Source organism: Geobacter psychrophilus (assembly GCF_056821595.1).
Map to the genome: position 1 here is coordinate 3,361,197 of NZ_JBXDTU010000004.1, position 13,489 is coordinate 3,374,685.

Sequence of the window (13,489 nt, forward strand, 5' to 3'; positions counted from 1 at the left end):
CGGATTTATGCTACGCGCCTCCGGTGTTGCCGGAGGCGCGTAGCTATTTCGCAGCCACGATATTCCAGGATTCGGTCGTGACATCGTACACCACCCTGGCGGTATGTAACTCCAGCTGACGGCGTACTTGGGAGACCTTGTCATCAAGCGTATAGCCTGAATCCCCCAGATCAGCCCACTCCCGCGTCACAAACTCCCGCAGCATGTTCAACAGGGTGTCCGGGTTGATCTGTTCAAAGGGTATCTCTATCCCTTCCTCCTGCTGGTCATTCTTTTCCTGAGTCATTACAGCTTCCCTCAACATACAGATTTATACATAGGAGACGGTCAGATATAGCGCAAGGCTCCCACCAGGGCCCACCCCAGTGCGCCAACGGTTGCCAGGCCGCACAACAGTGCCAGGGCCTGATCGAACGTGTTTTCACGCCTGCGCTCGTTGTAGCCCAGGAGTGCGCCAACAATGATGCCGCCCAGGATCCCGCCGCCGTGGGCCCAGTTGTCGATACCCGGGAAGATCAGTCCGAAGATGAAGAGCGTGATCACCCAGCCGCTGACTTCACGGTATACCGATCCGCCATAGGCGCCGCCCCGGCTTTTTCCGTAGAAGAGCAGGGCGCCGATCAGGCTGCAGACCGCTGCCGAGGCGCCGATGGTGAGCGGAGTACCGGCCAGGTAGGAAAACGTGTATCCGCAGACACCACCCAGGGTGTAGATCGTGAGCATGCGGCTACTGCCGTACTCGCTGGACACCCAGGGTGCGATCTGTTTCAGGGCCATCAGGTTGAAAATGATGTGCAGAATGCCGCCGTGCAGGTAGTTGGCGCTGAGCAGCGTCCAGGTCCGGCCGAGGTGGTCGATCGGATAGGTGCCGGTGGCACCCAGCAATAAAAGACTGGTCTGACCGGGTGACAGAAAACCACCGGAGCCGCTCTTCAGCATCAGTGAAAGAGCAAAGTACAGCACGTTGACGGTGATGATTGCCTTGACCAGCCAGTCGCCATCCACGGTCCCCCGTGTCCAGTTAAGGAACTGCCACCAGGGCGCGGAGCGGGCTGTGCCGCACCAGGAACAGGTTGTTTCTTCGCTGCCGATCAACTGTCTGCAACGGGGACAGAGTTTTGCCCGTTGTGCCATGCCTGCACCTCGTTCGTAGGGTTTTAGTTTTAATGTTACGGAGGTTGTTTTATCTCAGCAGTTCTACTTTCAGCTGTTCATCGATGCAGCTCTCTTCAATCGCATCCCGGGCCCACGTTTCCGGGCAGCGGGCCAGTACCCGTGCAGCACCTTCGGCCACAGCGGTAATGTTGCTCCAGAGTGCGTTGCGAATCGAGTGCAGTTCATTCGGATCGGCCTTGCGGCCCTTGGCCAGGCCGCGGCAGCGTTCGCAGAGCAGGGCCAGGCTGTCGATAGCGGGCTCGCTATCCGGACGATATTCCCAGGGGCGCAGATCATCCTTGCTGTCGCACCATTCGCACTTGAAACCCGCACGCTTGCCGAGCGTCTTGCCGAGGAGCTGGATCGCTTCCTGATGCGCCCTGTTGGCCTGGTATCCTTTGGTCATATGTATGTACTCCGCTCTGGTACAGATGTCGTTGGTTAATACCAATTCCATATCAAGGCCCTATCTTCGTTGGCTCGTCTTAGTGAGTTAGAATGTGAAACATTCGTGAACGAACTATTCTGACTTGTCAGGGCAGGCCGCTCAACGTACTGCCCTGTACGCCTCGCAGCTTCACTCCTCGCCGCCTTGATATCATCCTTGATCTGGAATTGGAATAAGTATCGGATGCTGTTGGTCTCGCTTCAGGAATCAGCGGCCCAGTATATGGCATTACAAATCAAATGGCAAAATATCCTCGTTGCTCCGGACAGCAAAAGGGCGGTGAGTCTGCTGAACTCGCCGCCCTGTCTGTTTGTGCTGCCCTGCCTTGTACCTTGCTAATGGGATATGAGGATCGGGACGGTCATGAAATTCAGAAGATGCCGGGCAACCGGGCTGTGCATGAAAACCCCCCGTCGTGACTGGGCATAGGCCCCCATGACGAGCAGGTCTATTTTTTGTTCGCAGGCGTGATTCAGCAGCAGATCCCCGATGGACATGCCGGAGCTGGCCTGGATCTGTTCGTGTGCAGCCCTGACAGCATGTCTCCCCAGGTGGGCGCAGATGCTCATGGCGTTGTCCGCATCGCTGCTGTCGCTGCTGCCGGCCGGGGTGATGGTGACAACACTGACGTGGCTGGCCTTTTCCAGTATGGACAGGGCGTCATTGGTAGCGCGTACCGCTTCCCGCCCCGATTTCCATGCGATCATGACCCGCTCGCCGACCACGGAGAAGTCCCCGGCATAGGGCACTACCAGCAGCGGACGACCGGCACCCAGGCCCAGGCGCTCGGGGAGATCAAGCGGAGTGCTCTTGTCCGGCGAGCTGTGGTCGGGCTGGCCGATGATCACCAGGTCGGTATAATAGGCATACAGATTGAGAATTTCGGTGACGCTGACGCCGACAACCGACCAGTCTGCAAAGAGCCATTCTGCCGAAATGCCTGCCTGAGCGGTTCTCTCGCAAAACAATTCTTCCGCCTTCCGGGCTGTCTCGGTGGCTCCCATGCCGTGTCGCGGTGCATAATAGGAGTGGGAAAGCACGTAGAGCCCCTTCAGATGGGCACCGTGGGTGCGGGCCAGGCTGATTGCCAGTTCAAGCCTGTGCGAACAGCTGGGAGAATTGTCAATGTGCAGCAGGATGTCCTTGAGAGCCATATAATCTCCTTCGAAACTGCGCCATGCCGGGCGGCGCTGATGCCAGCCGGTTTACCCGGAAGGCGGGAGCTGGAAGCGTTCGATCATGCGGTAGCGGTAGTCTACGATCTCTTTGCGCAGTTGGGCCAGTTTCGACATCTTTTCGTCAAGTTTGTTGATATGGACATCGAGCATTTCAATCAGGCGCGGGATGATCTTGGTGGTCTGCTTTGCCTCGGCATAAGCGGCGTCCAGTTCCTGCATCTCCTTGATGCTCAGCCCCATTTCCTTCAGCCTGAGTATGAATTTGAGCTTTCGTACGCCGCTGGCCGAATAGGCCCGGTTGCCCCCGTCAAGGCGATGGGGCGGCTCCATGATCCCGACTTCCTCATAGTAGCGCAGCGTCCTGGTCGTCACACCGATAGTCCTGGCAAGTTCACCGATAGAAATGTATTGCTCGTTGGATTCACTGGTCATGGGTATCACCTGGTGTGCCTGGTAGTATTCTCGCAAAAATCCGGCCTGTTCACAGCCAACGCTTTCTTCTCCGGTAGTGTTTGAGCTCCCGATAACTTTTCTTCTCGGCGCTGTCGGACATGCCGAGGTAAAACTCCCGAACGTCTTCATTGTCCTTCAGCTGTTCGGTGCTGCCGTTCAGTACAATCCGGCCACCTTCCATGATGTAGGCGTAGTCGCAGATGCTGAAGGCCACATTGGCATTCTGTTCCACCAGCAGGATGGTGGTTTTTTCTTCGCTGTTGATCTTCTTGATCAGCTGGAAAATCTCCTGTACCAGCAGGGGAGCGATCCCGAGCGAGGGTTCGTCCAGCAGCATCAGTTTCGGCCTGGCCATCAGTGCGCGCCCGATGGCCAGCATCTGTTGCTCGCCGCCGCTGAGATAGCCGGAAAGCTGATTTCTGCGTTCGCGCAGACGGGGAAAGTAGTCATAGACCAGGTCCTTGTCACGTTTGAAGCCGGCCTTGTCCTTACGGGTATGCCCGCCGACAATGATGTTCTCCTCAACGGACAGATCTTCGAACACCCGCCGTCCTTCCATGACCTGGAAGATGCCGCGGCGGACGATCTCTTCGGGGTCCCTGTTGTTTATCGATTCCCCCATGAAATCTATCGTACCGTCGGTAACCTCTCCTTCCTCAGATTTCAGGAGGCCGGAAATGGCTTTGAGGGTGGTGCTTTTCCCGGCACCGTTGGCGCCCAGCAGGGCCACGATCTTGCCCTCCGGGACCTCCATGGTCAGTCCTTTCAGGACCAGGATGACACGGTTGTAGATGACTTCTGCGTTGTTGATTCTCAGCATGATGATAACCTCAAGTTGCTGCAGAGGGCCTTTCAGCCCCCTGCAGCCGGTTCAAATTACAGGCCGAGCCATTCCTTCCTGCGGGGTGTTTCCTGGTCTTCAACCTTGGCCAGTTTGCCACCCTTGATGACATAAATGGTGGTCTTGGTGGTCGGGCGATGGTCGCTGGCGGTGTAGGTGATCGGCGGAACCAGACCTCCGGTATCGAATCCTTTCAAGGTCTCCAGGGCTTTCTTGACCCCTTCGCCGGTCAGCTGCTTGTTCTTGTCGGCGATGCGCAGCCCCTCGGCCCAAGTCAGGCCATAGGCCCAGCCGCGCACGTAGACGGTATCGGGGTTTTTGGTAGGGTGTTTCTTGTTCCAGTCCAGAATCTGCTTCATGCCCGGAACATTGGCACCGTATGGAGCGTGGGTTGTCATGCCGTACACACCTTCAGCAGCATCCTTGGCCAATAGCGGCAGGGCTTCGGTCATGCCGTAGTTGCCCAGGAAAAACTTGGTTTTGATGCCCAGTTTTTTTGCATCCTTGAGAAGGACTGCACACCACGACACGGTTGTCTGGACATAGGCATAGTCGGGGGCCTTTTTCTGCATGTTCAGCAGGTTTGAGGTGACGTCCTGGAAGCTGGCCGGGATTATCTCTTCGTGCACCAGATCAATGCCCAGCTCCTTGGCATACTGTCTGCCCGCTTCAATGGGGGCCTTGCCGAAACCGTGATTGGGATAGATGAAGGCTACCTTGGGAGCGCCTTTGCCTTTAAAGTCTTTTTTTACAAACTGGAGGAATCCACGGATCTGGTCTGAGTAGCTGGCGCCGACGAAGAAATTATAGGGGGTCTTGCTCGGGTCGGTCAGGTGCCCGGAAAATGAAGCAGAAAAATAAGGAGTCTTATCCTTGGTGCAAGTGTCCTTAAGCGCTTCTGTGTCACCAGTGCCCCAGCCGTTGATCATGACAACTTTATCCGACTCGCAAAACTTTTTATAAGCAGCGGTGGCTTGAGGAATCTTGTAGGCATAGTCCACGTTGACCAGTTCGATCTTCTTGCCGTTGATGCCACCTTTTCCGTTGATCATGGCGATAGCGTCCTGAACTCCTTCGGCGAAGGGTTTGCCCACATCAGCCGTTACACCGGTCAGGTCCCACAGTCCACCGACCTTGATGGTCTCCGCGCCCCAAGCCGGGAGTGCCAGAAGTGTTGCTGCCGCCATTGCCAACAAACTCTTGTACATGCTCATACCTTCCTCCTCGTTGATGGTTAATACTGCCCTCTTGAATGCTACGCCCCAGACTTCAGACAGATGCTGCAAACCGCTAGATATGATTCAGTGTGAAAACGGATACAGTTTCCAGTAATTTTTGATGGTGTACCACCTGGCAGCCATGCCGGACGGTTCGAAGATCAGGAATACGATAATCAGGATCCCGAAGACCAGTTCCTTCAGGGATGAAAAGATTGTGACGAGATCAGGATACGAGGCCGAGAGTGCCGTTGTGATCAGCCGCAGAATCTCCGGCAGCAGGGTAATGAAAACCGCCCCGAAGATTGACCCCAGAATGCTGCCCAGGCCGCCGATGATGATCATCCCCAGGTAATCGATGGCAACCGTGATCGGGAAGGTTTCCGGGGAGATGATCTTGGCCTGGTATGCCATCAGGGCCCCGGCCGTGCCGACAAAATACGAACTGACGCCGAACGAATACAGTTTGTACTTGAGCAGGTTGACGCCCATGACCTCGGCCGAAATGGCCTGATCGCGGATGGCGATAAAGGCCTTGCCCGGTTTGGTGCGGAACAGGTTTCTGCTGAAAAATACGGCTGCAATGACCACGATATAGATCAGGTAGAAAATCTTCTTGTCGCTATCTAGCGCAAATTCACCCAGCTTGGGGGTCGGTATGGTCAGGCCGTTTACGCCTCCGGTAACCGACTCCCATTTTACAATCACGAACTCGACAATGAAATGGGCCGCCAGGGTGGCCATGGCCAGATACAGACCTTTGATCCGCAGCGATGGGATGCCGATGATCATTCCCAGGCAGGCGGTCATCAGTCCGGCCAGCGGGATGCAGAAGTAGAACGGCAGCCCGAAGCGGATCCCCAGGTAACCGGCCGAAAAGGCGCCGATGGCCATGAAGGCCGCGTTGCCCAAGGAGATCAGCCCGGTAAATCCGGTCAGGATGTTGAGGCCGATGGCGCCGATAATGGCGATACCGATCCGGTTGCTGACGTCCAGGACATAGTTTGACGAGTAGAAGGGTACTGTTAGAACCAGGCCGACGAACAGAACCACCAGCATTCTGGTGAGCCGGGAGTCAAAGATCGTCATGTCCGCGCCGTAGCTTGTCTTGAAATCACCGCATTGCATATCAGACCCTTTCTATTTTCTTCTTGCCGAACAGGCCATAGGGTTTGAACATCAGGATCAGGATCAGGGCGATATAGGGGGCGACTTCCTTGGCGCCGCCGCCGACGGCCGGATCAATGTAACCGCCCGAGAGATTCTCCAGGATGCCGATGATGATGCCCCCCACGATCGCACCCAGGATGCTGTCAAGCCCGCCCAGGATAACCACCGGCAGTACCTTGAGCCCCATGAAGGCCAGCGACATGTCGACCCCGCCCCGGATGGTGCCCAGCAGGATGCCGCCTACCGCCGAGACAATGGCCGAGATGCTCCAGGCCAGGGCGAACATCTTCTTGACGCTGATGCCCATGGAAAGCGCAACCTGCTGATTGGAGGCCGTGGCCCGCATGGCGACGCCCGCTTTGGAATACTTGAAAAAGAGCGTCAGCAGCGCCACCAGGAAGGAAACGCAGACCAGGGCATACAGATAGCCCTGGGAGACCGGGATCGGCCCGATCTGGACCGGCGTGGACGGAAAGATCTCCGGGAAGGGGATGGTGTTGGTGCCGTACTTCATCTGAATCAGGGCCTTGAGGATGCTGCCGAGTCCCAGGGTAACCATGATGACCGATATCAGGTGGGACCCGATCAGGGGGCGCAGGATGACCCGTTCGATCAGCAGGCCCAGGATTGCCGAGAATGCCAGGGTGATCAGGAATGACTGGAAAAAGGGGACATTGTACTTTGTCAGCAGGTCCAGGCAGATGTAGGCGCCCACCATCAGGAATTCCCCCTGGGCCAGGTTGAGGGCGCTGGTCGCCTTGTAGATGATGACGAAACCGGTGGCGACCAGGGAATAGATGCTGCCCACTACCAGGCCGTTGATCAGCAGTTGAAACAGAAAGGTCATGTCCATAAGGATGTCCCCTATAAATTTCTGAAGTGGACCGTGGTGTTGATCCGGGTGCTCTTGCCATCTTGCAGGGCAATGGTGATGTCGACCGGCATGCTGGTCACGCTCTGATACAGTCCTTCTATGATGGCGTGGTAGCTGTGATCGATGACCGCCCGCCGCACCTTGCCGGTCCTGGTGAGTTCATCCTCGTCCGCGTCCAGATCCTTGTACAACAGCGCAAAGCGTTTGATCCGGGCTGCTTCCGGAAGTCCCTGGTTGACTCTGGCCAGCTCTTTTTCAATGAAATCGGCAACCTCCGGTTTGGATGTCAGGTCGCTGTAGGTCGTATAGGCGATTTTGTTGTCGCCGGCCCATTTCCCGACGATGCGGCCGTCGATGCAGATCAGCGCGGTCAGATGCGGCCGGCCCTGGCCAATGGCGACCGCTTCCTTGATATACGGTGAAAACTTCAGCTTGCTCTCCACAAACTGGGGCGCACAGCGTGACCCGTCTGTCAGCCGGAGTATGTCCTGCAGGCGGTCGATGACCACCAGATGGCCGCTGGGATCGAGCTGCCCTGCGTCACCGGAATGGAGCCAGCCGTCCTTGAGCGCTGCAGCGGTGGCCTCGGCATCCTTGTAATAGCCCTGGAATGTGCCGGCGCCCTTCAGGAGGATCTCGCCTTCGGCTGAGATGGAGATTTCGGTGCCCGGCAGCGGCAGGCCGACCGTGGCGCCCTGGATATCCCCATCCCGGTGGATGCAGGAAATGCCGGAAACCTCTGTCAGGCCGTAGACCTGCTTGAGGTTGACGCCGATGGCGTGGAAAAATCGGAAGACATCCGCTCCCAGGGCGGAACCTCCGGTCAGGGCCGACCTGACACGGGTCAGGCCGAGCCGGTCGCGCAAGGCCCTGAAGAGGCAGACATGGGCCAGGGCGTACTGGATGCGGGCAATCAGCGGGATCGGTTTGCCGGCCAGCTTCAATTCCGCAACCATTTCTCCGATGGGCATAAAGGTGCTGTACATGAAGCGTTTGAAAGGGGTCGTGTCCATGATCCTGACCTGGACCGATGAGGCGATGCCTTCCCAGACCCGGGGAGGGGAGAAGAGGATGTGCGGCCCGATCTCCCGCAGGTCGGACAGTACGGTTTCCGGTTTTTCGGGGAAATTCACGGCAAAGCCGATCGAAAGTGCACTGACCAGGGAGATCATCTGCTCGCCGAACCATGCCAGCGGCAGAAAGGAGACGAATTCGTCGCTGTCGCGTTTTGTATCCACCTGATTCAGGCTGACAGCCATGCTCAACAGATTGCGGTAGCTGAGCAATGCGCCTTTCGGTTCGCCGGTGGTGCCGGATGTCGTGCAGATGATCGCCAGGTCGTCGCCCCGGCCCCGGGCAATGCGCTGTTCAAAGCTGCCGGGGTGCTGCTCATCAAGCAGCCCGCCGCGTCTGAGCAGCTCTTCGTAGGAGGTGAGGCACTCGTCCTTGTAATGGCGCATGCCGCGCGGGTCGCAGTAGATAACACCGGCCAGTACGCTGAGGCGGCCCTTGATCTCCAGAATCTTGTCCACCTGTTCCTGGTCTTCCGCCACGACGTATCTGACGTCGAAGCGCTCAAGAAGAACTGCCAGTTCCGCTGGTGTGGAATCCTGGTACAGGCAGAGTGCTACGCCGCCGGCCGCCTGGGCGCCTACAACCGCGAACAGCGATGTCGGGCGGTTGTTGCCGATAACGGCCACGGTTTCTCCCGCCTGGATTCCAAGGGAGGTAAGTCCCAGCGAAAGCAATTTTACGCGCTCGTAATATTGCTTCCATGAAATCGCCTGCCAGATGCCGCGGGTTTTGGAGCGCAGGGCGGTTTTTGAGTCGCCGAAGCGTTCCGCATTGGTGTGCAGGAGCTTTGCGAGGGTAGTTTCATCCAGGTTGATGTTCAACGGCAATCCTCCTTGATGACGTCAGTTTCCACGGTACATTACTCGTCTTCCTCGCCAAGATAGGCCTTGATGACGTGCGGGTTCTGCTGCACCTCTTCCGGTGTACCGCAGGCGATCTGTTTGCCGAAGTCCAGAACACATACAGAATTGGAAATGTCCATGACTACACCCATGTCGTGTTCAATCATGATGACTGTGACCCCGCGTTCCTCGTTGGTATCGATGATGAAGCGGGACATGTCCTCTTTTTCCTCCAGATTCATACCGGCCATCGGCTCGTCCAGAAGCAGGATCTTCGGCTCAAGGGCGAGTGCCCTGGCAAGTTCGACCCGTTTCTGGAACCCGTAGGGAAGCGTTCCTACGATCTTCTTGCGGATGCTCTGGATGGAAAGGAATTCGATGATCTCTTCGACGAACTCCCGGTTGATGATCTCTTCCTTCTGGGCCGGACCATAGAAAAACCCGCCCTGGATCAATCCGGCGTGCTGATGCAGGTGTCTGCCGATCATCAGGTTATCGATGACCGTCATCCCCTTGAACAGGGCGATATTCTGAAACGAACGGGCTATGCCCATCTTGGAGCGCTGGAAGGGGGGCAGGCCGGAAATATTGGTGTCTTCGAAGATGATTTTGCCCTTCTGCGGCTGGTAGACCCCGCTGATGCAGTTGAGCATGGAGGATTTTCCCGCACCGTTCGGGCCGATAATGGCGAAAATCTCTCCCCTGATGACCTCGAAGGAAACACCTGACAGTGCACGTACGCCGCCAAAGTTCAACTGAATGTCGCTGCAGGAAAGTTGGACCATTGTAAATCGGCTCCTTTTGCTGAATGAATGCTTCCCGATATAACAAAGTTCTAGCAATGAGACGACAAAGCATTTTTCTTGAGGGTGTAGTTGCTGTCAGTAGAAGTTTGTTTGTAAAAGCTCTGTATAAGCTGTGATTGTGCGGTGTGTTGACGTAAGGTGCAAAGCCTGATGTGGTGCGGCAATAACGCCTAATTGCTGCTTAAGAACGATCGTCTTGAAGCTGATGTGAGGTGACTATAGCAGTTTTATTTCAAATTTAAAACAAAATTTCCAGTATAGTAAAAATATGTTTTAATACTGCTTGACATAAACGTAAGCTGTAGATAAAACTGGTGCATGATGTATGGCTCAGCTAGGATTAGCCGGCATTTCTCCGCACAACAGTCTGTGCAGGGCCGTTTCGGAGCACGGGACGCCGGAACGCAGTTGCTTGACGTAAAGAGCCGGACGTACCTAATGCCAGTTTGCAGAATCGGGTCATGTCTATGGAAAGTTCTGAAGGAACATGTACTATAGTCGTATGAGCAAACTACCTGGAAATGAGCCGCTGTTTTCGCAGCAGGGACGCGAGTTGTCGTGTCTGGGCGATATCAACGCCCTTGAGCTTGACGAGAAGGAACGTATCTACACCACCATCATCCCTGCCCGCATTTTTGAGCTGGTGGATATTTCGCCCCGCACATTATGCGGAGCGGATGGCAGGCGCCGAGTGACCATCATTGCGCCTCAGGGTATGGGGCTGGCGCGGATAGAGGTCCGGCCGGATCCGGATGATCGTCATACCGTGTTCTTCCTTGATATTGCGGATACCCATTTCCGACAGATGGAGCTGTCGTTCTGCATCATTAACGATCCCTGTGCGCCCCGCTTTGATGTGGATGTTGACGAAAACGGCAACAACAACTGCTTTGCCACTCTGGGTCGCAACCGGCCGGAGGAGATCAGGAGCATGCGGGCGGGACTCTTTCCGAACCAGACCAGCCGGGGACTCAAGATGTTCGGGGAGTTCTTTTCCAGATTTGAGCGTTTTGTCGATGCCCTGGGAATGGACATGATCGTTGCTGAACCGCTGACCTATGACAATGCCATCCGTTTCGAGAAGTACGGCTTCGATTATCTCAACGGCCGGCGCATGATGGAGGAGATCAATCGTGAGTTCCGACCGGGTGGAGTCCTTTTTCGCGACTTGGACGGCTCCTCGCCTTTCCGCATGCCGGGCATGGAAAAAACGGTGCATGGCAGGAGCTGGGCCATTCATGACGGGATTCTCGACGAACCGTGGGATGATGTCTCGGTCGATAAAATCCTCGATGAACCGTGGGACGAGGTCAAGATTTATAAAATGATCGGGCAGCATGCCGGTCTGAACACCTTTCCGGACAGACAATAATAATTCCGTTGCTATGTTGGAGGATGTACATGGATGTGCCGAAGCTTAGAGAATCGCTGCTGGAGGTGGAGAACCGGGTTGCTGTGCTGACCTTCCAGCGCGACGATGTCCGCAATGCCCTGACCGGTACGGCCCTGGTCGACGACCTGCTGCAGACAGTCAGCTGGGCTGACGCTGAAACAGGGGTCTCGGTCCTGATCATCACCGGTGACGGGGCGGCTTTTTCCTCCGGCGGCAACGTCAAGGAGATGCAGGAGCGCAGCGGCACCTTCGCCGGATCGGCGATTGAAATTCAGGAACAGTATCGCCGCGGTATCCAGCAGATTCCGCTGGCCCTGCACCGGACCGAGATTCCGCTGATTGCAGCTGTCAACGGACCGGCCATCGGGGCCGGCTTCGACCTGGCCTGCATGTGTGATCTGCGGATCGCATCCAGTCGGGCGCTGGTGGGCGAGACCTTTGTCAATCTTGGCATCATTCCGGGAGACGGCGGCGCCTGGTTTCTCCAGCGCCTGGTGGGGTATCAGCGGGCTGCCGAACTGACGCTCAGCGGCAGGCTGGTGAAGGCCGAGGAGGCGCTGCAGCTGGGCCTGTTTCTTGAGGTAGTTGCACCGGAAGCATTGATGACGCAGGCCCGGGAACTGGCAGGCCGGATTGCGGCCAAGCCGCCCCAGGCTGTGCGCCTTACGAAACGCTTGATGAAACTGGCACAACGATCTGAATTGCCTGATTTCCTGGAGACCTGTGCGGCCTTTCAGGCAATGGCGCACCATACAGCAGACCACCAGGAGGCGGTCAGCGCCTTTCTGGAGAAGCGCGACGGCAGATACAGGGGCGAATGACGGTAACGGTTGTACGGTTGGACGAACAAGGAGGGTGGACCAGTGAAACCATATCCGACACTAAATTTTGATCTGGGTGAAACCGCCGACCTGTTGCGGGATACTGTCCAGGGTTTTGCCGGGGCAGAGATTGCCCCCCGCGCAGCGGACATCGACCGCGACAATCACTTCCCCATGGACCTCTGGCGCAAGATGGGGGATCTGGGGCTGCACGGCATCACCGTATCCGAAGAGTACGGCGGGGCCGGCATGACCTATCTGGAGCACGTCGTGGCCATCGAGGAGATCAGCCGGGCCTCGGCCGCGGTTGCCCTGGCCTATGGCGCCCACTCCAATCTCTGCATCAACCAGATCTACCGTAATGCCAGTGAAGCGCAGAAGCGCCGTTATCTGCCCAAACTGATCAGCGGCGAGCATGTCGGTGCCCTGGCCATGAGCGAGTCCGGTGCCGGTTCCGATGTCGTCAGCATGCGGCTGCGGGCCGACCGCAAGGGTGACCGCTTCATCCTCAACGGCACCAAGATGTGGATCACCAACGGTCCCCATGCCGACACCCTGCTGGTCTATGCCAAGACCGACATCAACGCCGGTTCCAAGGGGATCACCGCATTTCTGATCGAGAAGGGCTTCAAGGGGTTCTCGACCGCCCAGAAACTGGATAAGCTCGGCATGCGCGGCTCCGATACCTGTGAACTGGTCTTCGAGGAGTGTGAAGTACCGGAAGAAAATGTCGTGGGGCACGTGGGTGACGGGGTCAGGATCCTGATGAGCGGTCTGGATTACGAGCGGGCCGTGCTGGCTGCCGGTCCCCTGGGCATCATGAGGGCCTGTCTGGATGTGGTTATTCCGTACATCCATGAGCGCCGCCAGTTCGGAAAAGCCATTGGCGAGTTCCAACTGATGCAGGGCAAGCTGGCCGACATGTACAGCACCATGAATGCCTGCCGGGCTTACGTCTACGCGGTTGCCCACGCCTGCTGCGGCAAGAACGCGATCCGCAAGGATGCGGCCGGTGCCATCCTCTACGCCGCTGAAAAAGCCACCTGGATGGCGCTGGAGGCGATCCAGATCCTGGGCGGCAACGGCTATATCAATGAGTATCCCACCGGGCGCCTGTTGCGTGACGCCAAGCTCTACGAGATCGGTGCCGGAACCAGCGAGATCCGCCGCATGCTGATCGGCCGCGAGTTGTTCAATGAAACCGCACCGTAGTCAGG

The 13,489-nt window shown here is 56.9% G+C and carries 14 protein-coding genes; 3 read left to right on the forward strand and 11 right to left on the reverse strand.

Annotated elements, in window-relative coordinates; all coding sequences use genetic code 11:
* Window positions 1-43 precede the first annotated feature (43 nt).
* The 11 genes from ACOCF6_RS18150 to ACOCF6_RS18200 form a co-directional block, all read right to left on the reverse strand.
* The gene (locus ACOCF6_RS18150) at window positions 44-286 is read right to left on the reverse strand and encodes a YheU family protein (RefSeq protein ID WP_482461730.1); all 243 of its coding nucleotides are present in this window, start codon (window positions 284-286) and stop codon (window positions 44-46) included.
* A gap of 41 nt (window positions 287-327) precedes the next feature.
* Window positions 328-1,134 carry a rhomboid family intramembrane serine protease gene (locus ACOCF6_RS18155; RefSeq protein ID WP_482461731.1) on the reverse strand — a complete coding sequence of 269 codons (807 nt, stop codon included), beginning with the start codon at window positions 1,132-1,134 and terminating at the stop codon, window positions 328-330.
* A gap of 49 nt (window positions 1,135-1,183) precedes the next feature.
* Entirely contained in the window at window positions 1,184-1,561 is a 378-nt protein-coding gene (locus ACOCF6_RS18160) for a hypothetical protein (RefSeq protein ID WP_482461732.1), read from the reverse strand.
* A 377-nt stretch (window positions 1,562-1,938) separates the two neighbouring features.
* The gene (locus ACOCF6_RS18165) at window positions 1,939-2,757 is read right to left on the reverse strand and encodes a hypothetical protein (RefSeq protein WP_482461733.1); all 819 of its coding nucleotides are present in this window, start codon (window positions 2,755-2,757) and stop codon (window positions 1,939-1,941) included.
* A gap of 51 nt (window positions 2,758-2,808) precedes the next feature.
* Window positions 2,809-3,213 (reverse strand): helix-turn-helix domain-containing protein, encoded by a 405-nt coding sequence (locus tag ACOCF6_RS18170; protein ID WP_482461734.1) that lies wholly within the window; start codon window positions 3,211-3,213, stop codon window positions 2,809-2,811.
* A 49-nt stretch (window positions 3,214-3,262) separates the two neighbouring features.
* On the reverse strand, window positions 3,263-4,054 hold the full coding sequence (locus ACOCF6_RS18175) for an ABC transporter ATP-binding protein (RefSeq protein ID WP_482461735.1): 792 nt from the start codon (window positions 4,052-4,054) through the stop codon (window positions 3,263-3,265).
* A gap of 56 nt (window positions 4,055-4,110) precedes the next feature.
* Window positions 4,111-5,289, reverse strand: a complete 1,179-nt coding sequence (locus ACOCF6_RS18180) for an ABC transporter substrate-binding protein (protein WP_482461736.1) — start codon at window positions 5,287-5,289, stop codon at window positions 4,111-4,113.
* An 87-nt stretch (window positions 5,290-5,376) separates the two neighbouring features.
* Complete coding sequence (locus tag ACOCF6_RS18185) at window positions 5,377-6,420, reverse strand: branched-chain amino acid ABC transporter permease (RefSeq protein WP_482461737.1); 1,044 nt, start codon at window positions 6,418-6,420, stop codon at window positions 5,377-5,379.
* A gap of 1 nt (window position 6,421) precedes the next feature.
* Window positions 6,422-7,315 (reverse strand): branched-chain amino acid ABC transporter permease, encoded by an 894-nt coding sequence (locus ACOCF6_RS18190; RefSeq protein ID WP_482461738.1) that lies wholly within the window; start codon window positions 7,313-7,315, stop codon window positions 6,422-6,424.
* Between the two features lie 11 nt (window positions 7,316-7,326).
* Window positions 7,327-9,231, reverse strand: a complete 1,905-nt coding sequence (locus ACOCF6_RS18195) for an AMP-binding protein (RefSeq protein WP_482461739.1) — start codon at window positions 9,229-9,231, stop codon at window positions 7,327-7,329.
* Between the two features lie 38 nt (window positions 9,232-9,269).
* The gene (locus tag ACOCF6_RS18200) at window positions 9,270-10,037 is read right to left on the reverse strand and encodes an ABC transporter ATP-binding protein (protein WP_482461740.1); all 768 of its coding nucleotides are present in this window, start codon (window positions 10,035-10,037) and stop codon (window positions 9,270-9,272) included.
* 523 nt (window positions 10,038-10,560) lie between these two features.
* On the opposite strand from ACOCF6_RS18200, the gene ACOCF6_RS18205 reads away from it, so the two are divergent.
* The 3 genes from ACOCF6_RS18205 to ACOCF6_RS18215 are packed head-to-tail and all read left to right on the forward strand — an operon-like array spanning window position 10,561 to window position 13,484.
* Window positions 10,561-11,430: a hypothetical protein gene (locus ACOCF6_RS18205; protein WP_482461741.1), complete on the forward strand. Its 870-nt coding sequence runs from the start codon at window positions 10,561-10,563 to the stop codon at window positions 11,428-11,430.
* Window positions 11,431-11,459: 29 nt separating this feature from the next.
* Window positions 11,460-12,272 (forward strand): enoyl-CoA hydratase-related protein, encoded by an 813-nt coding sequence (locus tag ACOCF6_RS18210; RefSeq protein ID WP_482461742.1) that lies wholly within the window; start codon window positions 11,460-11,462, stop codon window positions 12,270-12,272.
* Between the two features lie 42 nt (window positions 12,273-12,314).
* Window positions 12,315-13,484, forward strand: coding sequence for an isovaleryl-CoA dehydrogenase (locus ACOCF6_RS18215; protein WP_482461743.1), 1,170 nt, complete (start codon window positions 12,315-12,317; stop codon window positions 13,482-13,484).
* The last annotated feature ends 5 nt before the right edge of the window (window positions 13,485-13,489 follow it).

What these genes read in the sequence shown, in the direction of transcription:
- ACOCF6_RS18150 (WP_482461730.1), bottom strand. Translation starts at nt 286, where the DNA reads ATGACTCAGGAAAAGAATGACCAGCAGGAGGAAGGGATAGAGATACCC.
- ACOCF6_RS18155 (WP_482461731.1), bottom strand. Translation starts at nt 1,134, where the DNA reads ATGGCACAACGGGCAAAACTCTGTCCCCGTTGCAGACAGTTGATCGGC.
- ACOCF6_RS18160 (WP_482461732.1), bottom strand. Translation starts at nt 1,561, where the DNA reads ATGACCAAAGGATACCAGGCCAACAGGGCGCATCAGGAAGCGATCCAG.
- ACOCF6_RS18165 (WP_482461733.1), bottom strand. Translation starts at nt 2,757, where the DNA reads ATGGCTCTCAAGGACATCCTGCTGCACATTGACAATTCTCCCAGCTGT.
- ACOCF6_RS18170 (WP_482461734.1), bottom strand. Translation starts at nt 3,213, where the DNA reads ATGACCAGTGAATCCAACGAGCAATACATTTCTATCGGTGAACTTGCC.
- ACOCF6_RS18175 (WP_482461735.1), bottom strand. Translation starts at nt 4,054, where the DNA reads ATGCTGAGAATCAACAACGCAGAAGTCATCTACAACCGTGTCATCCTG.
- ACOCF6_RS18180 (WP_482461736.1), bottom strand. Translation starts at nt 5,289, where the DNA reads ATGAGCATGTACAAGAGTTTGTTGGCAATGGCGGCAGCAACACTTCTG.
- ACOCF6_RS18185 (WP_482461737.1), bottom strand. Translation starts at nt 6,420, where the DNA reads ATGCAATGCGGTGATTTCAAGACAAGCTACGGCGCGGACATGACGATC.
- ACOCF6_RS18190 (WP_482461738.1), bottom strand. Translation starts at nt 7,315, where the DNA reads ATGGACATGACCTTTCTGTTTCAACTGCTGATCAACGGCCTGGTAGTG.
- ACOCF6_RS18200 (WP_482461740.1), bottom strand. Translation starts at nt 10,037, where the DNA reads ATGGTCCAACTTTCCTGCAGCGACATTCAGTTGAACTTTGGCGGCGTA.
- ACOCF6_RS18205 (WP_482461741.1), top strand. Translation starts at nt 10,561, where the DNA reads ATGAGCAAACTACCTGGAAATGAGCCGCTGTTTTCGCAGCAGGGACGC.
- ACOCF6_RS18210 (WP_482461742.1), top strand. Translation starts at nt 11,460, where the DNA reads ATGGATGTGCCGAAGCTTAGAGAATCGCTGCTGGAGGTGGAGAACCGG.